At 63.7% G+C, this 21,888-nt stretch carries 24 protein-coding genes, 1 tRNA gene and 1 pseudogene; 12 read left to right on the forward strand and 14 right to left on the reverse strand.

Going from position 1 to position 21,888, the window contains the following annotated elements:
* Positions 1-31 precede the first annotated feature (31 nt).
* Complete coding sequence (locus tag A3A9_RS0120510; protein WP_027060448.1) at positions 32-1,315, reverse strand: MFS transporter; 1,284 nt, start codon at positions 1,313-1,315, stop codon at positions 32-34.
* A 72-nt stretch (positions 1,316-1,387) separates the two neighbouring features.
* On the opposite strand from A3A9_RS0120510, the gene A3A9_RS0120515 reads away from it, so the two are divergent.
* Complete coding sequence (locus tag A3A9_RS0120515) at positions 1,388-2,005, forward strand: TetR/AcrR family transcriptional regulator (RefSeq protein ID WP_027060449.1); 618 nt, start codon at positions 1,388-1,390, stop codon at positions 2,003-2,005.
* A 42-nt stretch (positions 2,006-2,047) separates the two neighbouring features.
* A complete protein-coding gene (locus A3A9_RS0120520; RefSeq protein WP_027060450.1) occupies positions 2,048-2,641 on the forward strand; it encodes a hypothetical protein in 594 nt (197 codons plus the stop codon).
* A 3-nt stretch (positions 2,642-2,644) separates the two neighbouring features.
* On the opposite strand, the gene ppa is transcribed toward A3A9_RS0120520, so the two are convergent.
* From ppa to A3A9_RS0120555, 7 genes and pseudogenes are all read right to left on the reverse strand, one after another.
* Positions 2,645-3,178, reverse strand: coding sequence for an inorganic diphosphatase (ppa, locus tag A3A9_RS0120525; protein WP_027031765.1), 534 nt, complete (start codon positions 3,176-3,178; stop codon positions 2,645-2,647).
* A 200-nt stretch (positions 3,179-3,378) separates the two neighbouring features.
* Complete coding sequence (locus A3A9_RS0120530) at positions 3,379-3,885, reverse strand: GNAT family N-acetyltransferase (protein ID WP_027031766.1); 507 nt, start codon at positions 3,883-3,885, stop codon at positions 3,379-3,381.
* A gap of 131 nt (positions 3,886-4,016) precedes the next feature.
* The gene (locus A3A9_RS0120535) at positions 4,017-4,655 is read right to left on the reverse strand and encodes a TPM domain-containing protein (protein ID WP_027060451.1); all 639 of its coding nucleotides are present in this window, start codon (positions 4,653-4,655) and stop codon (positions 4,017-4,019) included.
* A gap of 9 nt (positions 4,656-4,664) precedes the next feature.
* On the reverse strand, positions 4,665-5,543 hold the full coding sequence (locus A3A9_RS0120540; protein ID WP_033838688.1) for a TPM domain-containing protein: 879 nt from the start codon (positions 5,541-5,543) through the stop codon (positions 4,665-4,667).
* A gap of 19 nt (positions 5,544-5,562) precedes the next feature.
* Positions 5,563-6,327, reverse strand: a complete 765-nt coding sequence (locus A3A9_RS0120545; protein WP_245279089.1) for a TPM domain-containing protein — start codon at positions 6,325-6,327, stop codon at positions 5,563-5,565.
* Positions 6,328-6,412: 85 nt separating this feature from the next.
* Positions 6,413-6,853 (reverse strand): annotated as a pseudogene (locus tag A3A9_RS39160) (TPM domain-containing protein); the annotation flags it as partial.
* Positions 6,854-7,105: 252 nt separating this feature from the next.
* Positions 7,106-7,744: a LemA family protein gene (locus A3A9_RS0120555; protein ID WP_027031770.1), complete on the reverse strand. Its 639-nt coding sequence runs from the start codon at positions 7,742-7,744 to the stop codon at positions 7,106-7,108.
* 163 nt (positions 7,745-7,907) lie between these two features.
* Between A3A9_RS0120555 and A3A9_RS0120560 the strand changes: the two genes are divergently transcribed.
* The 6 genes from A3A9_RS0120560 (at position 7,908) to A3A9_RS0120585 (ending at position 13,192) form a co-directional block, all read left to right on the forward strand.
* Positions 7,908-8,159 (forward strand): hypothetical protein, encoded by a 252-nt coding sequence (locus tag A3A9_RS0120560; protein ID WP_027060454.1) that lies wholly within the window; start codon positions 7,908-7,910, stop codon positions 8,157-8,159.
* A 13-nt stretch (positions 8,160-8,172) separates the two neighbouring features.
* Positions 8,173-9,057 carry a pyridoxal kinase PdxY gene (pdxY, locus tag A3A9_RS0120565; RefSeq protein WP_027060455.1) on the forward strand — a complete coding sequence of 295 codons (885 nt, stop codon included), beginning with the start codon at positions 8,173-8,175 and terminating at the stop codon, positions 9,055-9,057.
* Positions 9,054-9,824 carry a DUF429 domain-containing protein gene (locus A3A9_RS0120570; protein WP_027060456.1) on the forward strand — a complete coding sequence of 257 codons (771 nt, stop codon included), beginning with the start codon at positions 9,054-9,056 and terminating at the stop codon, positions 9,822-9,824. Before pdxY ends, A3A9_RS0120570 begins: the two co-directional genes overlap by 4 nt.
* Positions 9,825-9,971: 147 nt before the next feature.
* Complete coding sequence (locus A3A9_RS0120575) at positions 9,972-10,616, forward strand: carbonic anhydrase (protein ID WP_027060457.1); 645 nt, start codon at positions 9,972-9,974, stop codon at positions 10,614-10,616.
* Positions 10,613-11,047: a hypothetical protein gene (locus A3A9_RS0120580; protein WP_027060458.1), complete on the forward strand. Its 435-nt coding sequence runs from the start codon at positions 10,613-10,615 to the stop codon at positions 11,045-11,047. Before A3A9_RS0120575 ends, A3A9_RS0120580 begins: the two co-directional genes overlap by 4 nt.
* A 90-nt stretch (positions 11,048-11,137) precedes the next feature.
* Positions 11,138-13,192, forward strand: a complete 2,055-nt coding sequence (locus tag A3A9_RS0120585) for a M3 family metallopeptidase (protein ID WP_027060459.1) — start codon at positions 11,138-11,140, stop codon at positions 13,190-13,192.
* Between the two features lie 151 nt (positions 13,193-13,343).
* Here the strand turns inward: A3A9_RS0120585 and A3A9_RS39165 are convergent, their stop codons facing one another.
* The 4 genes from A3A9_RS39165 to A3A9_RS0120605 all read right to left on the reverse strand — a co-directional run bounded on the left by A3A9_RS39165 (position 13,344) and on the right by A3A9_RS0120605 (position 17,959).
* A complete protein-coding gene (locus A3A9_RS39165; protein WP_051371048.1) occupies positions 13,344-14,867 on the reverse strand; it encodes a M81 family metallopeptidase in 1,524 nt (507 codons plus the stop codon).
* A gap of 20 nt (positions 14,868-14,887) precedes the next feature.
* On the reverse strand, positions 14,888-15,712 hold the full coding sequence (locus A3A9_RS0120595; protein WP_027060460.1) for a carbohydrate ABC transporter permease: 825 nt from the start codon (positions 15,710-15,712) through the stop codon (positions 14,888-14,890).
* Positions 15,709-16,578 (reverse strand): carbohydrate ABC transporter permease, encoded by an 870-nt coding sequence (locus A3A9_RS0120600; protein WP_027060461.1) that lies wholly within the window; start codon positions 16,576-16,578, stop codon positions 15,709-15,711. Before A3A9_RS0120600 ends, A3A9_RS0120595 begins: the two co-directional genes overlap by 4 nt.
* Positions 16,579-16,726: 148 nt before the next feature.
* Positions 16,727-17,959 carry an ABC transporter substrate-binding protein gene (locus A3A9_RS0120605; RefSeq protein ID WP_027060462.1) on the reverse strand — a complete coding sequence of 411 codons (1,233 nt, stop codon included), beginning with the start codon at positions 17,957-17,959 and terminating at the stop codon, positions 16,727-16,729.
* A 183-nt stretch (positions 17,960-18,142) separates the two neighbouring features.
* On the opposite strand from A3A9_RS0120605, the gene A3A9_RS0120610 reads away from it, so the two are divergent.
* The 3 genes from A3A9_RS0120610 (at position 18,143) to A3A9_RS0120620 (ending at position 20,930) form a co-directional block, all read left to right on the forward strand.
* On the forward strand, positions 18,143-18,913 hold the full coding sequence (locus A3A9_RS0120610) for an SDR family oxidoreductase (RefSeq protein ID WP_027060463.1): 771 nt from the start codon (positions 18,143-18,145) through the stop codon (positions 18,911-18,913).
* Between the two features lie 2 nt (positions 18,914-18,915).
* Positions 18,916-19,983, forward strand: a complete 1,068-nt coding sequence (locus tag A3A9_RS0120615; RefSeq protein WP_027060464.1) for an ABC transporter ATP-binding protein — start codon at positions 18,916-18,918, stop codon at positions 19,981-19,983.
* Positions 19,984-20,048: 65 nt separating this feature from the next.
* On the forward strand, positions 20,049-20,930 hold the full coding sequence (locus A3A9_RS0120620) for a MurR/RpiR family transcriptional regulator (RefSeq protein ID WP_027060465.1): 882 nt from the start codon (positions 20,049-20,051) through the stop codon (positions 20,928-20,930).
* A gap of 3 nt (positions 20,931-20,933) precedes the next feature.
* Here the strand turns inward: A3A9_RS0120620 and A3A9_RS0120625 are convergent, their stop codons facing one another.
* On the reverse strand, positions 20,934-21,257 hold the full coding sequence (locus tag A3A9_RS0120625) for a DUF167 domain-containing protein (RefSeq protein WP_027060466.1): 324 nt from the start codon (positions 21,255-21,257) through the stop codon (positions 20,934-20,936).
* Positions 21,258-21,270: 13 nt separating this feature from the next.
* On the reverse strand, positions 21,271-21,561 hold the full coding sequence (locus A3A9_RS0120630) for a YggT family protein (protein ID WP_027060467.1): 291 nt from the start codon (positions 21,559-21,561) through the stop codon (positions 21,271-21,273).
* Positions 21,562-21,707: 146 nt separating this feature from the next.
* On the opposite strand from A3A9_RS0120630, the gene A3A9_RS0120635 reads away from it, so the two are divergent.
* A tRNA-Ala gene (locus A3A9_RS0120635) sits at positions 21,708-21,783 on the forward strand.
* Positions 21,784-21,888 lie beyond the last annotated feature (105 nt).

Consider the following 21,888-nt stretch of genomic DNA (forward strand, 5'->3'; position numbering starts at 1 on the left):
GTCAGATCGCCTTCGATCGTAATTTCAGCCGCTATGCGGCCTGCGGCTCCGGATCGAACGCCGGCCGGCTGGTATTGATTAGCAGCGAGATACAGGCAGCGGCGATCGCCGTCATGCCTGCGATCAGGAAGGCCAGCTCGTAATTGCCCTGCAGCTCGCGCATGGTGCCGCCGAAGGCAGCCGCGGTGGCCGCACCCACCTGATGGCCTGCAACGATCCAGCCGAACACGATCGGTCCGCTGCGGTCGCCGAATGCCTCGTTGGCGAGCCGCAGCGTCGGCGGCACGGTGGCGATCCAGTCGAGGCCGTAGAGCACCGCGAAGATGATCAGGCTGGTCGCCGAGAAGCCGGAATAGGGCAGGTAGATCAGCGATAGGCCGCGGATGGCATAGTAGACGCCGAGCAGCTTGCGTGGGTCGAAACGGTCGGTGAGCCAGCCCGACAGCGTCGTGCCGATCAGGTCGAAAATGCCCATCATCGACAACAGACCGGCGGCCTGCACCTCGCCGATGCCCATGTCGCCACAGAAGGCGATCAGATGCGTGCCGACCAGGCCGTTGGTGGTGAAGCCGCAGACGAAAAAGGTGGCGAACAGATACCAGAACACTCTTGTGCCGGCGGCGCGGCGCAACGTGTTGAGCGTATGTGCCAGGAAATTGCCTTGCGATGCCGGCGATGTCGGCGGCACGTCATCGGCATCGGCCCCATAACGCACCATGCCGATCGAGCCCGGCCGCTCCGGCACCAGCAGCCAGACGAACGGTATCATGGCCGCCGTGGCGACTGCGACCGCAATGGCAACCGGCCGCCAGCCGCCCGATTGCGCCAACGCGGCGATCAGCGGCAGGAACACCAGCATGCCCGACGCGCTGGAGGCCGACATCAGCCCCATGACGAGACCGCGATTGGTCTTGAACCAGCGATTGACGATGGTGGCGCCAAGCACGCTGGCGACGGCGCCGGAGCCAATGCCCGAGAAGACGCCCCAAGTGATGAAGAGATGCCAGGGCTTGGTCATCAGCAGGCTGAGCGCCGTCGAGCCCGACATGATCACCAGCGAGGCAAGCAGCGTGCGGCGCAGCCCGATCCTTTCCATCAGCGCGGCGGCGAATGGACCGGTCAGGCCATAGAGCAGGATGCCGACGCCGGCGGCCAGCGAGATGACGTCGCGCCGCCAGCCGAAGCTGTTTTCAAGCGGCAGCATCATGACCGAGGGGGCGGAGCGAAGCCCGGCCGCGACCAGCAGGCAAAGAAAGATGACACCGACCACCACGAAAGCGTAGCGCTGGCCAAAGGGGCGGGATTGAGTTATCATGTTACTGACCGGTACGTTGCAGGGTGAGAACATCTACACGTACCGATCGGTACACGTCAATCGAGTTACACCATGCCAACCGACAAAAATATTGAACTGACCATCAGCGATGATCATGCATCGGCGCCGCCCAAGGCCGCCAAGAAAATCCTCGATGTCGCCTATGACCTGTTTTATCGACGGGGCATCAGGGCGATAGGCGTCGACGAGATCGTCAAGCGCGCCGGCGTCACCAAGCCCAGCCTCTACCGCAGCTTTCCCTCCAAGGACGAATTGGCCGCTTCCTACCTCCGGCAATACGATCTTGAATACTGGGAGCGTTTCGACGAGGCGGTAAACGCCCATCCCGGCGACCCGCGCGCCCAGATCAAGGCTTTCCTGACCCGCATCGGCAAGCGCACGCAAGTGGCCGAGTACCGCGGCTGCGGTATGACCAATGCGGCTGTCGAATATCCCGAACACACCCATCCGGCGCGCGTGGTCAGCGAGGCCAACAAGCAGGAACTGCGCCGCCGCCTGCGGGCCATGGCGGCTGCTATGGGCGCTGACGACGCCGACACTCTGGGCGACGGCCTGCTGCTCCTGATCGAGGGCGCCTATATCAGCGGCCAGCTGTTCGGCCTTGGCGGTCCGGCCCAGTCTGTGGCGACGAACGCCGATCTGCTGATCGAAGCAAGCTTGAAGAAATAGCGATTGGCGGTACGCTGCTCCGGCCCGAACCAGAGGTCCGCCATGCGCAGCCTGTTGATCCCGCTCACTCTCGCCGGTCTCTGCCAGGCGGCTCATGCCGGCGACATATCAAGCGCCTACACCGACCTCGACTCGAAGAAGGACTGCGTGACCTATGCGCAGGCCGGAGAAAGCGACGGCGACTGGGCCGATCTCGCCTGCTCCGGCTATCGCGGCTATCCCGTGCTGATCGCCTATGACGACGACCGTGAGTCGCTGTTCTACGGGTTTCCGCCCGGCGACGACATGATGTCAGCGTGGGAGAGTTTTTCCGCCTTCAACTCATCCGGTGGCAAGATCGAATGGCGCATCGAAACGACCGGCGACAAGGCCGTGCCCTTCGCGGTCATCCACCGCCGCACGGTCAGCAATCCCGAGGATGAGAAGAAATCGACGGACGTGCTGCTCGTTGCCAAGGTCGCACAGATGGATGCCCGCGATGGCTGCACCGTTGGCCTGGTGCTGGCCACCGGCAACCCACAGGCCAACGATCAGGCACGCAAGCTCGCCGACGAGAAGGCGCGCACCTTCGCCTGCGGCAAGGACCGGCACACCGTCATCGGCAATGTGCCGCCCTTTGGGCGGGTCGATAACTGAGCGCTACTTAGCCGCCTTCGCCCGCGCGATCGCGTCGACGATCATCTTCTTGGCATATTTGGAATCGTGCCAGCCTTCGATCTTGACCCATTTGCCGGGCTCGAGATCCTTGTAGTGCTCGAAGAAGTGCTGCACCTGCTGGCGCGTGATGTCGGGCAGTTGCGTGTATTCGGTGACGTTCTCGTAGCGCAGTGTCAGCTTCGGTGACGGCACGGCGATGACCTTTTCGTCCTGGCCGGCATTGTCTTCCATCACCAGCACGCCGATCGGCCGGACGTTGATGACGCAGCCCGGCACCAGCGCGCGCGTGTTGCAGACCAGCACGTCGATCGGATCGCCATCGCCCGACAGCGTGTGCGGCACGAAGCCGTAATTGCCGGGGTAGCGCATCGAGGTGTGCAGGAAGCGGTCGACGAACAGCGTGCCGGCTTCCTTGTCCATCTCGTACTTGATCGGCTCGCCGCCGATCGGCACTTCGATGATGACGTTGATGTCCTCAGGCGGATTCTTTCCGATGGCTATGGCTTCAATGCGCATGGCTTTGTCCCTCTCTCGATTGAGAGGAGATAGCGGGCGGCGCACAATGGCGCAATGCGGCGAATGGTGTTCACGCCCGTCAGGCGAGACCCGATGGTATCAGACTCGTTCAATCATCAGCACAAGATGTTTCAGCGTCGTGATTTCACCGGGATACGCACGGCGTATCGGCCTTGGCCTCGGCGATCATCGCTCAACGGTCATTCCCAGACGAAAGCAACCTTCTTCAGCGCCTTCTGCTCGAAGATCTCGACGCCTTCCGCCACATCACGGCCGCCGGCACCGGCGTAGAAGGCCAGCGCGTTCTGGTTGTCTTCCAGCGCCCACACCACCATGCCTTTCAGGCCATGATCGGCAAGACGCGCTTTGGCTGCCGAAAACAGCCGCCGGCCGAGGCCGATGCCCTGATATTCCGGGCGCAGGTACAATTCGTAGATCTCGCCCTGCTGCTTGAGCTCCCGGGCCCGGTTCTTGCCGATTGTCGCATAGCCGGCGATCGTGCCGCCGATCTCGACCACCAGAACGGTGGCGGCGCGGCGAATCGCATTCGCCCACCAGTCGGCGCCGCGGCGGTTGATCATCGATGTCAGTGTACGGTGCGGAATGATGCCGGAATAAGCGCCGCGCCACGCTTCCAGGTGCACTTCGGCGATGGCCTCAGCGTCGCGCGGGTCGGCTTTGCGGATGTCGATCGTCAGCGTATTCATGATTTGTTAACCATAAACCCGCGTCGGCCGATTGCAAGAGTCCGGGCGGCTCGTCGGCTGCTTTCTCACAGGCGATCATGACACTGCTGACATCGGGTGGAGCCGGCTAAGTGGCGCCTGCCGGCAAGCTCTCAGATTTCGACGAGGTGGTCGTCGAGCTCGTTGGTGTCGCCCGACGTGACCGGGAAATGCTCGGCCAGAACCGCCCCCACCTGCTCGATCGCCTTGACGAAGCCGTCGGCAAGCCGGTCATCGCCGGCATGCGCCGTCAAATCGCGCACCACACCGTCCCAGACATGCTGGCCGACTTTGGCGTCGATGCCCGCATCGGCGACCACCTCGGCATAGCGCTCGGCGATCGAGACGAAGACCAGCACGCCGGTGCGCGCCGTGGTGCGGTGGACGTTGCGGGCTAGGAACTGCTTGACCGCATTGGCATGTGCCGCCTGATAGCGCATCCGTCTCGGCGCCATGTGAATACGCAGGCCGGGCAGCGCCCACAACAGGGCCAGCACGCAAGCCAGCGCCAGAAGCTCGGCGATGACGAAATGCGGCAGGCGGATGGTGAGCCACCATGCCTCCAGCCCATAGGCGACGGCGAGACTGACGATCAGCATGCCAAGCGTCGCCATCAGGGCCGCGGGGGCGAAATAGCCGTCGCTGGCGTGCGCCACCACGCAGTAGATCTCGCCGTCGGTTTTGGCCTCGGCGGTGCGGATCGCAGCGGCGATGCGCTCATGATCTTGCGGGCTGATCGGTCGTGTTGCCATGATCTTGTCTCACCAGCTTCCTGAAGAACCGCCACCGCCGGACGAGCCGCCGCCACCCGAAAACCCGCCGCCACCGCTGCTCGACCCCGACGACCAGCCACTGCTGGAGCTTCCCGACGACCAGCTGCTGCTTGACGAACTGGATGTCCAGCCACTGGAACCCGAGGATGACCCGCTTGGCCCCCGGCCGTAACGAAACGTCATGCCCAGCCATTTGTACACGCCCGGCGACAGCTTTGTGCCGAACATCGGCGGCAGGAATGCCATCCCAAGTCCGCCAAAGAACATCGTCGCCCACAGGATCAGGAACGCCGCGACGATGGGATCCATCGGAGCGGCATGCGACGGATTGCGCTTGCCGCGCGCTTCCAGCTCCTCCGGATTGCCTTGCAGCACCATGACCATGTCGTCGACGGCCTTGGAGATGCCGCCGGAGAAATCGCCGGCGCGGAAGGCCGGCACCATGTCGTTTTCGATGATCAGCTTGGTGTGTAGATCGGTCAGCGTGCCTTCCAGCCCGTAGCCGACCTCGATGCGCATCTTGTGGTCGTTCTTGGCAACCAGCAAAAGCACGCCGTTGTTCTCGCCGGCCTGGCCGAGCTTCCAGAAGCGGAACAGCCGGTTGGCATAGGGCTCGATCTCCTCGCCATCGAGGCTGGGGATCGTGGCGACGACGATCTGGTCGGAGCCCTTTTTCTCGAAATCGGCAAGCTTCTGCGTCAGCGCAGCCTTGGTGGCGTCGTCGATGATGCCGGCATCGTCGACGACACGACCGGTCAGGGCGGGAAGGTCGGCGGCGAAGGCGGCAAATCCGAAGAGCAGAACCGTCAAAGCTATCAGCACAGCGCCGATTGTCGCTGCCAAACGAGAGGATTTGAACGGTTCCATCGCAAGGATTGTCATGAGATCACCAACTGCCCGAAGAGCCGCCGCCACCGGACGAACCGCCACCGCCGGAAAAGCCACCACCACCGCCACCCGATGACCAACCGCCGCCGGAACTCCCTGATCGGGACGACCCGCCGCCCATCTGTAACGTCGTGCCAAGCCAGATGTAGCGCCCGGGACCGATCTTGCGGCCGAACTTCGGCCAGAGCACGCTGATCGCAACGCTACCGAAGAAGATAATGACCCATATGCCGATGAAGACGCTGAAGAACAGATTGTCGGTGTTGACCGGCGGCTGCTGATTGCGCTCGCCGCGCGCTATCAGCTCTTCCGGATTGCCTTCCAGCACCATCACCATGTCGTCGACGGCCTTGGAGATGCCGCCGGAGAAATCACCGGCGCGGAAGGCCGGCACCATGTCGTTTTCGATGATCAGCTTGGTGTGCAGGTCGGTCAACGTGCCTTCCAGCCCATAGCCGACCTCGATGCGCATCTTGTGGTCGTTCGGCACGACCAGCAGCAACACGCCGTTATTCTCCTTCGCCTGGCCGAGCTTCCAGGCCCGGAACAGCCGGTTGGCGTAGGGTTCGATCTCCTCGCCGTCGAGGCTGGGGATGGTGGCGACGACGATCTGGTCGGAGCCCTTAGTCTCGAAGTCAGCCAGCTTCTGCGTCAGCGCCGCCTTGGTCTCGACATCGATGATGCCGGCATTGTCTACGACGCGCCCCGTGAGCGCCGGCAGGTCGGCGGCGAGAGCTGTGAAGCCGACGAGCAAGACCGCCATGGCCAGCAAGGCAGCGGCTGTCAGGGTCACGTAACGGCTGTGCCGGGAGAAGCTGGTTATGCAAGCGGTCATGTCGTCACCTGCCGCCTTCCAGCACTATGACAATATCGTCAACGGCTTTGGAAATGCCGCCGGAGAAATCGCCGGCACGGAAGGCCGGCACCATATCGTTTTCGATGATCCGCTTGCTCTGCAGATTGGTGAGCGTGCCTTCCAGCCCATAGCCGACCTCGATGCGCATCTTGCGATCGTTCAGCGCCACCAGCAACAGCACGCCGTTGTTCTCCTTCGCCTGGCCGAGTTTCCACAAGCGGAACAGCCGGGTGGCATAGGGTTCGATCTCCTCGCCGTCGAGGCTGGGGACAGTGGCGACGACGATCTGGTCGGAATCCTTTTTCTCGAAGTCGGCAAGCTTTTGCGTCAGCGCCGCCTCGGTCGCGGCATCGATAATGCCGGCATTGTCGACGACGCGGCCGGTGAGCGCCGGGAGATCGGCGGCGAAGGCGGTTAGGGGCAGGGAAAGGATGCAGGCAAGAAGGCCAAGAAAGGTGAGGTAAACGCGAGGCCCCCCTCTCTGTCCTACCGGACATCTCCCCCTCAAGGGGGGAGATTGGCGGCGGCGCTGCCGGCTCTCATTTTGAGAGGTTGAAAATTGGCGAAAGCTTGGACCACGGCCGATCTCCCCCCTTGAGGGGGAGATGTCCGGCAGGACAGAGGGGGGTGTTTGCACGCCAGCGGTCCGTCTTTTCGCGGGATTTATTCCAACGACTGTCGACGCTCACCCGCCCTGCTTCGTACCGAAATCGACCTTCGGCGGCTGCATCTTGTCTTCGTCGACGGTGAAATTTGCGTAGGGCTCATTGCTGCGGAACCAGAAGGTCGCCCACAGCACCGACGGGAAGGTCTTCAGTGTCAGATTGTAGTCCCTGACCGCCTGGATGTAGTCGCGCCGCGCTACCGCGATGCGGTTCTCGGTGCCCTCGAGCTGCGCCTGCAGCGCCAGGAAATTCTGGTTGGCCTTGAGATCGGGGTAGGCCTCGGACACGGCGATCAGCCGTGACAGCGCGCTGGTCAGCCCGGCCTGGGCATCCTGGAACTTCTTGAGCGCTTCGGGATCCTTCAGCGTTTCCGGCGTCACCGTGATCTGCGTCGCCTTGGCGCGCGCCTCGACCACCGCGTCGAGCGTGTCCTTTTCATGCGCGGCATAGCCTTTGACCGTCTCGACCAGGTTGGGAATGAGGTCGGCGCGGCGCTGGTACTGGTTCAGCACCTCGCTCCATGCCGCCTTGGCGTTTTCCTCCGCCGTCGGGATCGTGTTGTAGCCGCAGCCGGCAAGCAGCGGCAGCACGATTGCCATCATCAGGAAGGCGGGCAGCGTGCGGAATGTCGATGGTCGAGCAAGGCGCTGGGCAAGCATGATGGGATCCCTCGGCAGAAGTTGCATGCGAAGCATTACCACAATCGGCGCGCAAGAAAACGGCTTCGGGCGGCAACGGCCGGCCCGGAATGCCCCGCGCCTCGCAAGGCCCTGTGATTGGCCGCGCGAAAGCGATAAGGTCCGATCAAAACGGGACATCATCATGGCGGAACGCCAGGACAGCGACAGGGAATCGCGCCGTATCCTCGAGCGCGTCGCGCGCGAAACGGATCCGTCCGGTACCTCGTTTGTGGCGCGGACCACGAAAGGCGTGCGCGACCACGTCTCCGCGGCCGATGCCGACCGCGACGATCCGATCGAAATCTGGGGCACCCGCATTGGCCGAACACTCGGCCTGCTTCTGACGCTGGGCCTGATGGTCTGGCTCGTGCTTTACGTCATCCGGGGCAGTTAGGAATCAAAGAACAATGAGCGCCGAGCAAACCGACGCGCCGCGTGCGGTCATCGTCATTTCCAGCCATGTCGTGCGCGGTTCGGTCGGCAACCGTGCCGCTGTGTTTGCGCTGGAAACGCTGGGCTTTCCGGTCTGGGCGGTGCCCACGGTCACGCTGCCCTGGCATCCCGGCCATGGTCGGGCGACGCGCATCGTGCCGCCGCTCGACCAGTTCAAGGCGCTGATGGCCGATTTGGAGCGTGCGCCATGGCTGGGCGAGGTCGGCGCCGTGCTGTCGGGCTATCTCGGCGAAGCCGGCCAGGCCGAGGCCGTCGCCTCGCTGGTCGCCGCGGTGAAGGCCAGAACGCCGGACGCCATCTATATCTGCGATCCGGTGATGGGCGATTCCGGTGGCCTCTACGTGCCCGAGCCGACCGCCGCCGCCATGCGCGACCTGCTGATGCCGATTGCCGACATCGCCACCCCCAACCGCTATGAGCTGGAATGGATGGCCGGCGTTCCCTTGCCGGACCTGAAATCGGTGATCTCGGCGGCACTCCATGCCGGACCGTCGACGATGCTGGTCACCTCGGCACAGTCGATGATTTCAGGCGGCACCGGCAATCTGCTGCTCGACGGCACCCAGGCGCTGCTCGCCGAGCACCGCCTGATCGACAAGCCGCCGAACGGCCTGGGTGATCTCACGGCCGCCGTCTACCTCGCTCGCATCCTCTCCGGCCAGCCGCCGATCAAGGCGCTGCAGTCGACCACGGCGGCGGTCTACGAGATCCTGGCGCGCACGGCAAAACGCGGCGGCGACGAGTTGCAGCTCGAAACCGATGCGCAGAGCCTGTCGCATCCGATGGCCATGGTGCAGCTGCGCCACCTCACGCATCCGGGGCGAGACCGCCGGGCGTGACCTCGACCGAAATCGTGCTGGTCGGCGCCGATGGCTGCAAGGCCGGCTGGATCGCCGTGCGGCGCGGGCCTGGCATGGGACCGACCGTCGAGGTCTTTGCCAGCTTCGCCGCACTGCTCGCGGCAAATCCCAAGGATGCGATTGTCGCCGTCGACATGCCGATCGGCCTGCCCGAGTTCTCCAGCAAAGGCGGCCGCGGACCGGAGGCCGTGGTCAGGCCACTGCTCGGGGCGCGCCAATCCAGCATCTTTTCGATCCCGTCCCGCGCCGCGCTCTATGCCGACACGCAAGACTTCACCACAGTCGAAGCTTGGTATGCCGCGCATCGCAGGGCAAGCGAGGTGGCCAGGGCCACATCCGACCCGCCGCGCGGCGTTTCCATCCAGGCCTTTGGCATCTTTTCGAAAATCCGCGAGATCGACACATTGCTGATCGCGCGTCCCGATCTGCGCGGCCGGGTCTTCGAATCGCATCCGGAAGTCGCCTTCTGCCGCCTGAACGGCGACCAGGCCATGCAATTGCCGAAGAAGATCAAGGGCGGCGTCAATCCGGCCGGCATGGCGGAGCGCAAGGCGCTGCTTTGCCGGCACGGCTATGCCATGGACTTCCTCGACCAGCCGCCGCCGCGTGGCGCGGCCGCCGATGATTTCCTCGATGCGGCCGTCATGATGCTGATCGCCGGCCGCATCGCCAGCGGCAAGGCCAGGCCGTTTCCGGACCCGCCACGCGCTGACGGTTTTGGCATACCGATCGCCATCTGGGCATGACAATGTCGGCGGACACCCCGCTTTGGCGCATGGCATTTATGGTCAGCCCCCACAATTCTGCATTGCTCGTAACGGGCTTTTGCCGTTAGAGCCTTTTCTCGACCGCAAAGAGCTGCCGCCTCCAACCTGGAAAGGCCTTAGCCTCCCATGCCTCATCTTCCCGACCACCTGCTCGCCGGCTACCGCAATTTCATGAATGGCCGCTACCTCACCGAGAGCGGCCGCTATCGCGAGCTCGCCCGAGAGGGGCAGGCCCCGGAAACCATGATCGTCGCCTGCTGCGATTCGCGCTCGGCCCCCGAAGCGATCTTCGACGCCGGGCCGGGCGAACTCTTCGTGCTGCGCAATGTCGGCAATCTGGTGCCGCCCTACGAGCCGGACGGCGAGTTCCATTCGACCTCGGCCGCGCTCGAATTCGCCGTGCAGAGCCTCAAGGTCAAGAACATCGTCGTCATGGGCCACGGCCGCTGCGGCGGCATCCGCGCCGCTCTCGACCCGAATTCCGCGCCGCTGTCCCCCGGCGACTTCATCGGCAAATGGATGAGCCTGATCGCACCGGCCGCCGAAACGGTCTCCTCCAGCACCTTCATGACGGCAACGGAGCGCCAGACTGCGCTTGAACGCATCTCGATCCGCTATTCCATCGCCAACCTCAGGACCTTCCCCTGTGTCTCGATCCTCGAAGGCAAGGGGCGGCTGTCGCTGCACGGGGCCTGGTTCGACATTTCGACCGGCGAGCTCTGGGTGATGAACAAGGAGACCGGCGATTTCGAGCGGCCGGTACTGGAATGAACGCAGCGGTGCGCCAGGTGATGAACGTCCGCTCGGTCGTTTTCACGGCGGCCGCACTGCTGGTAGCCATCATTGCCGCCCGCGCCGATGATGGCGCCATCATCAGCCGCTGGTATTCGGCGCTGCTGGTCGCCGACCGCACCGAACTTGCCGACCTGCTTGCTGATGATGTGCGCATCAAACTCGATGACCTCGGCGTCGTCCAGAGCAAGCAGGAGTTCATCACCTCGCTCGACGAATGGAAAGGCGCTGTTGCCGGTGCCGCGATCCGCCACCGGATCGAGAAGAGCGAGGGCGGCGTCACCACGGTGATCGCCTGCTACGACTTCCCCGACAATGACGTCCTTATGCAGGAGACCTTCGCGGTGGCCAACAACCGCATCACCGCCAACTCGCAAGCGGCTATCGCCGAAAACTGCGAGGGCTTCTGAAGCGGATCGGCCAACTGCCATATTGCGAGCCCGCGGGCAGCGCCCTACATCGGTGACACCCACCTCTTTGACGCCAGCGAAAGACCCTCCATGCCCTCCACGAAAGCCGTCGATCTCGCCGCCCATCCGCTGACCGCGTGGCAAGGGCCGCTCGGCCTGCCGGATTTTGCCGATATCGGTGACGGCGATTTTTCCCCGGTCTTCGACGCTGCGCTGAAAGCGCATGAGGCCGAGATCGACGAGATCGCCTCCAACGCGGACGCGCCGACCATCGAGAACACGCTTGCAGCGCTGGAGCTTGGCGGCGAGGCGCTCGATCATGTGTCGTCGATCTTCTGGTGCCGCGCCGGCGCTTACACCAACGACACCATCCAGGCGCTGGAGCGCGACATCTCGCCAAAAATGTCGCGGCATTTCTCGGCGATCTCGATGAACGAGAAGCTGTTTGCCCGCATCGACGACCTCTATCAACGCCGCGAGAGCCTCGGCCTCGATGCCGAGACCCTGCGGGTGCTGGAGAAGACCTGGAAAGGTTTCGTCCGTTCCGGCGCCAAGCTCGATGCCGAAGGCAAGAAGCGGTTGGCCAAGATCAGCGAGGATCTGTCCTCGCTCGGCACCAGCTTCGGCCAGAACGTGCTGGCCGACGAACGCGACTGGGCGTTGTTCCTTGATGAGGCCGACCTTGCCGGCTTGCCGGATTTCGTCAGGAGTTCGATGGCCGAGGCCGCCGAGATGCGTGGCCAGAAGGGCCGCTACGCCGTCACCCTGTCGCGCTCGATCTACGAGCCGTTCACGACCTTCTCGGAACGCCGCGACCTGCGCGAGATCGCCTTCCGCGCCTTCACCATGCGCGGCCAGAATGGCGGCGCCACCGACAACACGTCCGTGGTCCGCGACATGCTGAAGCTGCGCGCCGAAAAGGCAAATCTGCTCGGCTACGCCTCCTTCGCTGCCCTGAAGCTCGACGACACCATGGCCAAGACGCCAAAGGCGGTGCATGCGCTGCTCGATCCCGTCTGGGAAAAGGCGCTGGAAAAGGCCGCCGCAGACCAGAAGGAATTGGAGCGTCTGGCGGCGGAAGCCGGCAGCAACGAGAAATTCGCCGCCTGGGACTGGCGCTTCTACCAGGAGAAGTTGCGCGCCGAAAAATTCGCTTTCGATGAGGCCGAGCTGAAACCCTACCTGCAGCTCGACCGCATCATCGACGCCTGCTTCGACGTGGCGACCAAACTGTTCGGCATCACCTTCGAGGAGAAGAAAGGCATTGCCGCCTGGCACCCCGACGCGCGTGTCTTCGTGGTGAAAAACGCCGACGGCAGCGAGCGCGGCCTGTTCCTCGCCGATTACTTCGCGCGGCCCTCGAAGCGTTCCGGCGCCTGGATGAGCGCGCTGAAGTCCGGCTACAAGCTCGGCCATGGCTCGAAGCCGGTGATCTACAACGTCATGAATTTCGCCAAGCCGCCGGCAGGTGAGCCGGCACTGCTGTCGGTCGATGAGGCGAAAACCCTGTTCCATGAATTCGGCCATGCGCTGCACGGCATGCTGACCGATGTTACCTGGCCGTCGGTCGCCGGCACCGCGGTGAGCCGCGATTTCGTCGAACTGCCCTCGCAGCTTTATGAGCACTGGCTGACGGTGCCGGCGGTGCTGGAAAAGCATGCGCTGCACGTCAAGACCGGCAAGCCGATGCCAAAGGCGCTGCTCGACAAGATGCTGGCCACGCGGACCTTTGGCGCCGGCTTCGCCACGGTCGAATTCACATCCTCCGCCTTGATGGACATGGCCTATCACGCTCGGCCCGACGCCCCGGCAGAGCCGCTTCGTTTCGAAACCGAAACGTTGGCAAAACTCGACATGCCCGACACCATCGCGATGCGTCACCGCACACCGCATTTCGGCCATGTCTTTTCGGGTGACGGCTACTCGGCCGGCTACTATTCCTACATGTGGTCGGAAGTCCTCGACGCCGACGCCTTCGCCGCCTTCGAGGAGACCGGCGATCCCTTCAATCCGGCGCTGGCCGAACGCTTGAGGAAGAACATTTACGCCGCCGGCGGCTCGAAGGATCCCGAGGAGCTTTACACGGCGTTTCGCGGCAAGATGCCCTCGCCGGAAGCGATGATGGTGAAGCGCGGATTGGTCTGATTAGCCGATCTCCCCCCTCGTGGGGGAGATGGCCGGCGGGCCAGAGGGGCGCGCTGTCCCGCCGACCCCTCCGCGAGGCGCTCTGCGATCTTCGTTCGATTTCTTGCCCGCAGGACCGGTGAAGCCGCGATCCTTCGCACCCCCCTCTGCCCTACCAGTCATCTCCCCCACGAGGGGGGAGATCGGCAGCGTCGCCCTCGGCACCCTTCCAAGGATCCGCCACCCTTGGCCACACCGGCCGTGTCAGCTTTCTGTAATCCGTCACCGCCGGATTGCTCGGATATGAACTCGGCGCCGTCACATAGATGATCTCGGCCGCGATCGGCTCGAAGCCGGCGTAGAAATGATTGGTCGACTTGATCAGCAGGATGTCCTTGCTGAGCGGATCGACGCCGATGTTGGAAAAGATGTCCGGCTCGAAAGTCTGGGTGCGGTTGGTGTTGAGGATGATGTCGACCTCGGTGCCCTCGATGCGGACCTGCGCGGTCGGCCCAAGCGTCACCCGGCTCGGCCCGAAGCTCTGCCATCCCTCGTTGACGGCCTTCAGCACACGCACGCGCGCGTCGATCGGCTCGCCGGCCTGCGGGCCGGCCTTGCCGCCGAAACGCAGGTCGATGACGGCGCCCTCGCCGGCTGCCAGGCAGAAGGTCACGGCGATCGGATCCCAGATCGTCGCCACACCGAATCTGCCCAGGCCCCGCGCCAGCATCCGGCGCAGCACGAAAGTGCCGTCACCGGGGACGCCGCCGCCGGGATTGTCCCAGATGTCGGCGATAACCACCGGCTTGCCCGGATTTTCAGCGTGAACGGTCAGCGCCCGATCGATGCCATCGTCGGTGTTCAGCATCGTCATCGCCGTCTTTTCGCGCAGCTCGTAAAGCTCGCGTCCCAGACGCTCCGCCAATGCATCGCCCTTGGCCTTGTCGTTGTCGGTGACGACCAGGATGCGCGTGCCCATTTCCGGCACATCGGCCGCCATGAAGCCGTGAATGACCGAGACCGACAACACGCCGTCCTTGCCGTGCAGCGCCTTGATGCGATCAACGAAGGAGCGCATCGGCTCGCGGCTGGTCGGTAGCACCTGGATCATGCGGCAGTCGAAGGTCGAGATGACAGGCTTGATCTCGCCGCGAGCCGCCGCCAGCCCAAGCTCGACGACATGCTCGCCGCGCTCATAGAAATCGGTGTGCGGGAATTCGAGGAAATAGGCCATGATATCGCACGCCGACACGCGCTTCGGCGTCAGATGGCTGTGCGGATCGAACTCGGAAGCGATCACCACTCCAGGCCCGACGATTGCCCGAACACATTCCAGCAGATCGCCTTCGCAATCGTCATAGCCTTGCGCCACCATGGCCCCGTGCAGGCCGAGGATGACCGCATCGACAGGTAACGCTGCCCGCAACTGGTCGAGGATCTCGTCGCGCAGCGCCTCATAGGTCTGCCGCTGCACCAGGCCGCCGGGTTCCGCCCAGGTGGCGGTGCCTTCGATCACGGTCAGCCCCTCCTTCGCCGCGCGCCGGCGCAAGGCGACGATCGGCGAGGAACACAGCGTCGGTGTCTCCGGATGCTTGCCCGGCCCGGCATAGAACGCCATCTCGAACGAGGCCCGGTCGGTCGGCACCGGCGAGAAAGTGTTGGTTTCGGTCGCCAGCGAGGCGGTGAAGATGCGCATGCAGAGTTTTCCCGGAATTGCTATTTGACCGCCCCGAGCGCCAGCCCGCGCACGAGGTAGCGCTGCAGCCAGATGAACAGGATCGCCACCGGCAGGGTCGCCAGCAGCGTGGCCGCCATGACGTGATGCCATTCGATCGTATAGCGGCCGGCGACCAGCGAGAACACCTGGATCGGCAGCGTGTAGCTTTCCTGGCTGCGCAGCATGGTCAGCGCCACGACGAACTCGTTCCAGGCGTTGATGAAGGTGAAGATCGCAGTCACCGCGATCGCCGGCAGGCAGAGCGGCAGGAACACTTTGCGCAGCGTCAGCCAGCGGCCGGCGCCTTCCATCCAGGCGGCTTCCTCGAGATCGCGCGGAATGGTGTCGAAATAGCTCTGCAGCATCCACACGGTGAAGGCGACGTTGAAGGCCATGTAGATGAAGCCCAGCGCCGTGGTGCTTTCGACCAGTCCCCAGGCCGCCATCAGCCGGAACAGGCCAAGCACCAGCACGATCGGCGAGATCATCTGCGAGATCAACAGGAACTGGCGGAAGGCGCCATAGCCGGCAAAGCGAAAGCGCGACATGGCGTAGGCGGTGGGAACGGAGATGAGGATCGCGCCGACGGTAGCGATGACCGAGACATAGAGCGAATTGGCCAGCGCTCGGCCGAAGCCGGTCGCCACCCACATGTCGGAGAAGTTGGACCAGCGGAACTCGCTTGGCCACCATGTCGGCGACAGCACCTCCTGCCGTGGCTTGACCGCCGTCAGGAACATCACCGCGAAGGGAAAGATCGTCACCACGATCAGCGGCGCCAGCAGCAGCCAGGCGATGATGGTGCGTTTGAGTTTGCTTCTCATGCACGTTGCTCCCGCATGGCAAGGCGCACATAGATCATGGTGAAGACCAGCAATATGGCGAACATCACCAGCGACACCGCCGACGCCTCGCCCAGTTTGCCGATGCGGAAGGCCAGCTTGTAGAGGTGGGTGACCAGGATGTCGGTCGAGTTGGCCGGCCCGCCCTGCGTCATCACCCAGATGATCGGAAACGAGTTGAAGACGTAGATGGTGTTGAGCACGATGGCGATGTTGATGAACGGTTTTAAGAGCGGAAAGGTGATCTCGCGGAACTGCTGCAGCGGCGTCGCCCCTTCGAGCGCCGCCGCCTCGTAGAGATCGTCCGGGATCGACGACAGGCCGCCGAGGAAGATCGTCGTGGTGAACGGCACAGTCACCAATATGCCGATCAGCACCTGCATCGGGAAGGCAGTGCTGGCCTGCGCCAGCCACTGGATGTTGTGGTCGATGATGCCGAGGCCAAGCAGCGCCGAATTCAGCATGCCGCTTTCGCCGCTCAGCGCCCAGCGCCAGACCACGGCCGTCATGGTCAGCGACACCGCCCAGGGCAGCATGATGATGACACGGGCAATGCCGCGGCCATAGAAATCGGTGTTGAGGATCATCGCCACCGGGACCGACAGCAGCAGCGCGCCGCCGACCACCAGCACGGTCCAAAGGCCGGTGCGCCAGAGTGCCGCCACGAAGTCCGGATCGGCGGCAAGTGCCGCGAAATTGGCAAGGCCGCTGAACTCGCGCAACTGGCCGAAGCGGTTGACGTCATGCGTCGCGATCTGGATCAGGTCCCAGACCGGCCAGAAGATGACCACTGCCGCCAGGAGCAGGCTGGGCAAGGTCAGGAGATAGGGCAAGAAACGATTTTGCATCGGCTGGCCTGCGCCTCGGCGCGTGGATCAGAAGTTTCTATGCGAATTTCGGATCCGCCGCACCAGGCGGGAAACCAAGGGAGTGGCGCGCCCCGCCTGAGTCTGGGGCGCGCCACGGGCGCAGGGAGATACGCCCTATTTGTTTGAGCTACTTCTTCAGCACTGCATTGGCCTTGGCCGCCGCGTCCTTCAGGCCTGCCTCGGGGTCGCCGCCGAGATAGATCTTCTGCATCGCATCCGACGTGATCTGGGCGACTTCTTCCCAGCCCGGAATGACCGGCGCGAAGCGGGCGTCGGGCAGCAGCGCTGTGAAGGCGGCCAGATCCGCATTGTTGACGTAATAGTCCATCTTGGCCTCTTCCTTGTTCACCGGCAGGAAGCCTTCGCCTTGCGTGAACTTGGCGCGCTGCTCCTTGGTGAACAGGAAGTCCATCAGCTTCCAGGCCTCGTCCTTGTTCTTGGAGTTCTTGAACATGATCATGGAATCGGTGACGCCATAGGTGCCGCGCGCGCCTGTCGGACCAGCCGGGATGGCAGCGACGCCATATTTCAGGGTCGGTGCCTCATCCTTGATCTGGTTGGACAGGAAAGGCGCGGTGATCATCATGCCGACCTTGCCCTGCTTGAACAGATTCTGCACATCCTCGCGGTTGTTGGAGGTGACGCCAGGTTCGGTCAGCCCTTCGTCGATCATCGACTTGTAGAGCTTGGCGGCTTCGAGCGCGCCCGGCGTGCCGAGGCCCGACGTACCATCCTTGTTGAGGATCTCGGTGCCCTGCGACCACATGGCGTAGTAGTAATAGACGTCGGTCTCGATCTCCTTGCCCTGCAGGCCGAACCCGAACGTGCCGGAACCCAGCGCCTTGATCTTGCGCGCATCGTCCTGCAACTCGGTCCAGGTCGCCGGTGGCTTGGCAATGCCGGCCTTCTCGAACAGGTCCTTGTTGTAATACATGGCGCGCGCCGAAGCCGCGATCGGCAGGCCGTAGGTCTTGCCGCCCATGATCGATGGCGACAGGAAGGTGTCGATGAAGCGGCCCTTGAATTCGGGCGTGATATAGCCGTCGAGCGGCTCGGCGACATCCTGCTGGACGAAGTCGATCAGCCAGCGCGTGCCGATGATCGAGAGATCGGCATTGGTGCCGGCGGTGATGTCGGTTGTCAGCTTCTGCAACAGCACATCCCACGGCACGACTTCGAACTTGACGGTGATGCCCGGATTGGCGGCTTCGAATTCCTTCTTCACCGCTTCGAAATACGGGCCGGTCTTGGCGCTGTATTCGGCAACGGTGACGCGCACTTCACCAGCCTCCGCCTGCGCCGCGAAGGCCAGCATGCTCATTCCGGCCATCAGGCCGACAGTCCATTTGGCAAGGTTCATCTGATCTCTCCCATTTTTGGTCCGCGCATATGCGCCCTTGGTGCCGATGGCTGGCGCCAGATTTATGTGACTTTCCTACATTATCGATGAATTGGCCGCATGCAAGCAGATTATCGTGTTGCTTAATTACATTCCGTTCGATAGCCTGCCGGCATCCGCCTGACATGCTGGAGGAGCATCCCTGTGGTTTCGAGAGCCGAATTCGAAGGCAGAACTGCCGTTGTCACCGGCGCCGGCGGCGGCCTTGGCTCGGCGATTGTCGCGCTGTTGGCCGATAGGGGCGCACGCGTGGTCGGCTGCGACCAGTCGGACGCGGCGCTGGCAAGCCCGCAGCTTGCCTCGCGCCATGTCTTCAACCTTCTCGACCGGACTTCCATCGAGGCAGGGATCGCCGCTGTCCTCGACCGGGACGGCGTGCCTGACATCCTGATCAACAATGCCGGCTGGACACGTGCCGAGACGCTTGCCGCGCTCGACGCCGACAGAATAGAGCACGAGCTCGACCTCAATCTGACCGGGGTGATGACTTTCGCCGACCCACTGGTGAAGGCGATGGCCGCACGCGGTTCAGGCAGCGTCGTCTTCATCTCTTCCGTCAATGCCATCGCGCATTTCGGCAATCCCGTCTACGCCGCGGCCAAGGCCGGCATCAACGCCTATGCCAAATCGATCGCCGTCGAGCTTGGCCGCAGCGGCGTGCGCGCCAATGTCGTCTGTCCGGGATCGATCCGCACCGCCGCCTGGGACCATCGCCTTGCCAAGGACCCTGAAATCCTTGGCAAGCTGCAGCGGCTCTATCCGCTCGGCCGCATCGTCAATGCCGCGGAAGTGGCGGAAGCGGTGGCTTTCCTTGCATCGGATCGCGCATCGGGCATAACAGGCGTGGTGATGCCCGTGGACGCCGGGCTGACCGCCGGCTGCCTGCCCTTCATCGACGACATTTTGGGAGCGTAACCATGACCGACGTCGAGTTCCGCGACCTGTCGAAATCGTTCGGGCAGCACAAGATCCTGGAAAACATCAGCCTCGATATCAAGAGCGGCGAGTTCGTGGTGCTGGTCGGCCCGTCCGGCTGCGGCAAGTCGACCTTGCTGCGCATGCTGGCGGGCCTGGAGACGATCACCTCTGGCGATCTACTGATCGGCGGCGTGCGCGCCAACGATCTGCCACCGCAGCGGCGCAACATTGCCATGGTGTTCCAGTCCTATGCGCTGTTTCCGCATCTCAAGGCTTCCGACAACATCGGTTTCGGCCCGAAGATCCGTGGCGAGGCGCGGACCGCCATCGATGCAAAGGTCAAGAAGGCATCCGGCGTCCTCAACCTGTTCTCCTATCTCGATCGCTATCCCCGGCAGTTGTCGGGCGGCCAGCGCCAGCGTGTCGCCATGGGCCGCGCCATCGTACGCGAGCCGTCGGTGTTCCTGTTCGATGAACCGCTGTCCAACCTAGATGCCCAGTTGCGCGTCCAGATGCGCACCGAGATCAAGGCGCTGCACCAGCGGCTGAAATCGACCATCGTCTATGTCACCCATGACCAGATCGAGGCCATGACCATGGCCGACCGCATCGTCGTGATGGATCGCGGCAGGATCCAGCAGGTGGGAGCGCCGCTGGAGCTCTATGACCGGCCGGCCAACAAGTTCGTCGCCGGCTTCCTCGGCTCGCCATCGATGAGTTTTGTGTCCGGGGCCCTCAAGACCACGCCTGACAAGACCTGGTTCGAGTCGGCCGGCGGCGGGCGTCTTGCGCTTGCCGGCAAGGCGGCGCCGGCAGGCAGCGCGGTGGAGGCCGGCATCCGGCCCGAGCACTTCATCATCGGTGAAGCGGCCGATGCCATGGCGCTCAAGGTGGATGTCGTCGAGCCGACGGGTTCCGAGACCCATGTCTATGGCGCCATTGGCGCCGATACGGTGCGCGCCGTGTTCCGCGACCGGGTGCCAGTCAGGCCGGGCGACCTGCTGCCGGTCTCGGTCGATCCCCGCAACATCCATCTGTTCGACAAGGCGACGGGCCTGCCGCTATAACGCCTACCCCTGCGAAGGCAATCGCGTGAAGACGAAGCGAGCAACATGAAGACGAAAACACGGGCATGAAAACGCCGGCCGACATCATCACGCGGCTGCAGCTGATGTCGCAGGACGGCACCAAATCCGATCGCCGGCTGGCCAGCCTCGTTCTGTCCGACCTCGACTTCGCATCCAAGGCGGCAATCTCCGAAATTGCCGCGCGCGTCGGGGTCAGCGAACCGACGGTGACCCGCTTCTGCCGCAATCTCGGCTGCGAGGGCCTGCGCGATTTCAAGTTCTATCTGGCGCAGGCCATCGCCATCGGCGGCCAATATCTGTCGCCTGAACCGCTGAGCCGCGACGCGCGTGAGCAGCGCATCGCCTCGGCCATCACCGAAGCCGCGATATCAGCCATCCAGCGCGCCAGCGAGAACCTCGACATGACGACGTTGGTCACTGTCGCCGAGCGGCTGGCGACGTCGGGCAATGTGCTGTGCATCGGCTCCGGCGGCATCTCCTCGATGATGGCGACCGAAATGCAGAACCGGCTGTTCCGGCTCGGCCTGCCGGTGCTGGCGCAGATCGACGGCCAGTTGCAGCGCATGTACGCCGCCGTTGCCACGCCGGAGACCACGCTGGTCGCCTTTTCGGTGTCAGGCTATGCCCGCTCGGTCATCGAAGCGGTGCAGGTCGCCCAGCAATATGGCGCCACCACGATCGCCGTCACCGCGCCTGATTCGGCGCTGGCCAAGGCCGCCGACACGGTCATCCATCTGCAGCCGCTCGAGGACGGCAACATCTACAAGCCGACATCGTCGCGCTACGCGCTGCTGGCGATCGTCGACATGATCGTGACATCGGTTGCCGAGGCGCGTGGCCCCAAGGTGCTGGAGAATTTGCGCCGCATCAAGCAAAGCGTGAACACGCTGAAGGTCGACGATCCCCGCCTGCCGTTAGGCGATTGAACTTCAGCCGGACGACTGGCCGCTGAGCGCTTCGACGTCCCGCGCCAGCATCTCGGGATCACCCAATATACGCAACGTCTTGAGCCGTGCGGTGCCGCCGGCGACGACCGAGACGGACGATGCCGGCACTCCCAGTGCCTTGGCGACCAGGTTCTGCAACGCTTGATTGGCGGCGCCGTTTTCCGGCACGGCGCGGACCCGCGCTTTCAGATGGCTTCGCCCGTCCGCCGATGTCTCGACGCCTTCCAACCTGTCCACGGAAGACTTTGGTGTCAGCCGCAAGAACAGGTCGATGCCGTTCTCGCGGATGCGAAACGGCGTGCTCATGCGAGCGACGGGTTCACAGCACCAGCGGCGCTACCGTGGTGAGAATGAACTGCCTGACGAAGAACAGGATCAAGAGCAGGATGATCGGCGAGATGTCGACGCCGCCAAGGTCCGGCATGAAGCGGCGGATCGGCCGCAGCGCCGGTTCGGTCAGCCTGTAGAGCATATTGCCGATGCTGCCGACGAACTGGTTGCGCGAGTTCACGACGTTGAAGGCGTACAGCCAGGAAAAGATCGCCGAGGCGATGATGATCCACCAGTAGAGGTCAAGCGCCATGACGATGGTTTGAATGAGGGCGAGCATGCCGGTCTCCGATTGTTGCCGACATGTAGCCATTGCGCGCCAAACCGGCAAGGGCCGGCAGCCGACGCTCCGGGCAACAAGGATTTCGGCAAGACGCCGCCTTGACAGAAATCCGCCGCGCCCGATAAATGCGCCATCCGTTGGACGGGGCTGTAGCTCAGCTGGGAGAGCGCGTCGTTCGCAATGACGAGGTCAGGAGTTCGATCCTCCTCAGCTCCACCAGCGGGATAATCGGTTCTCCGCCTCTGCCGCGCCGCCAAGGCTCGGGCACCGTTCGATAGAGCGCGATGCGACGCAGCGCCGATACTCCCAAAAAAGGCCATACAC

It is taken from the genome of Mesorhizobium loti CJ3sym (assembly GCF_000472785.1).
In the GTDB taxonomy this organism is placed as follows: Bacteria; Pseudomonadota; Alphaproteobacteria; order Rhizobiales; family Rhizobiaceae; genus Mesorhizobium; species Mesorhizobium loti_E.

Coding starts and splice junctions, on each gene's coding strand:
- A3A9_RS0120630 (WP_027060467.1), bottom strand. CDS start 21,561: ATGCTCGCCCTCATTCAAACCATCGTCATGGCGCTTGACCTCTACTGG.
- A3A9_RS0120510 (WP_027060448.1), bottom strand. CDS start 1,315: ATGATAACTCAATCCCGCCCCTTTGGCCAGCGCTACGCTTTCGTGGTG.
- A3A9_RS0120575 (WP_027060457.1), top strand. CDS start 9,972: ATGCCTCATCTTCCCGACCACCTGCTCGCCGGCTACCGCAATTTCATG.
- A3A9_RS0120530 (WP_027031766.1), bottom strand. CDS start 3,885: ATGAATACGCTGACGATCGACATCCGCAAAGCCGACCCGCGCGACGCT.
- pdxY (WP_027060455.1), top strand. CDS start 8,173: ATGAGCGCCGAGCAAACCGACGCGCCGCGTGCGGTCATCGTCATTTCC.
- A3A9_RS0120535 (WP_027060451.1), bottom strand. CDS start 4,655: ATGGCAACACGACCGATCAGCCCGCAAGATCATGAGCGCATCGCCGCT.
- ppa (WP_027031765.1), bottom strand. CDS start 3,178: ATGCGCATTGAAGCCATAGCCATCGGAAAGAATCCGCCTGAGGACATC.
- A3A9_RS0120605 (WP_027060462.1), bottom strand. CDS start 17,959: ATGAACCTTGCCAAATGGACTGTCGGCCTGATGGCCGGAATGAGCATG.
- A3A9_RS0120545 (WP_245279089.1), bottom strand. CDS start 6,327: ATGGCGGTCTTGCTCGTCGGCTTCACAGCTCTCGCCGCCGACCTGCCG.
- A3A9_RS0120520 (WP_027060450.1), top strand. CDS start 2,048: ATGCGCAGCCTGTTGATCCCGCTCACTCTCGCCGGTCTCTGCCAGGCG.
- A3A9_RS0120515 (WP_027060449.1), top strand. CDS start 1,388: ATGCCAACCGACAAAAATATTGAACTGACCATCAGCGATGATCATGCA.
- A3A9_RS0120615 (WP_027060464.1), top strand. CDS start 18,916: ATGACCGACGTCGAGTTCCGCGACCTGTCGAAATCGTTCGGGCAGCAC.
- A3A9_RS0120625 (WP_027060466.1), bottom strand. CDS start 21,257: ATGAGCACGCCGTTTCGCATCCGCGAGAACGGCATCGACCTGTTCTTG.
- A3A9_RS0120555 (WP_027031770.1), bottom strand. CDS start 7,744: ATGCTTGCCCAGCGCCTTGCTCGACCATCGACATTCCGCACGCTGCCC.
- A3A9_RS39165 (WP_051371048.1), bottom strand. CDS start 14,867: ATGCGCATCTTCACCGCCTCGCTGGCGACCGAAACCAACACTTTCTCG.
- A3A9_RS0120580 (WP_027060458.1), top strand. CDS start 10,613: ATGAACGCAGCGGTGCGCCAGGTGATGAACGTCCGCTCGGTCGTTTTC.
- A3A9_RS0120560 (WP_027060454.1), top strand. CDS start 7,908: ATGGCGGAACGCCAGGACAGCGACAGGGAATCGCGCCGTATCCTCGAG.
- A3A9_RS0120600 (WP_027060461.1), bottom strand. CDS start 16,578: ATGCAAAATCGTTTCTTGCCCTATCTCCTGACCTTGCCCAGCCTGCTC.
- A3A9_RS0120595 (WP_027060460.1), bottom strand. CDS start 15,712: ATGAGAAGCAAACTCAAACGCACCATCATCGCCTGGCTGCTGCTGGCG.
- A3A9_RS0120620 (WP_027060465.1), top strand. CDS start 20,049: ATGAAAACGCCGGCCGACATCATCACGCGGCTGCAGCTGATGTCGCAG.
- A3A9_RS0120540 (WP_033838688.1), bottom strand. CDS start 5,543: ATGGAACCGTTCAAATCCTCTCGTTTGGCAGCGACAATCGGCGCTGTG.
- A3A9_RS0120585 (WP_027060459.1), top strand. CDS start 11,138: ATGCCCTCCACGAAAGCCGTCGATCTCGCCGCCCATCCGCTGACCGCG.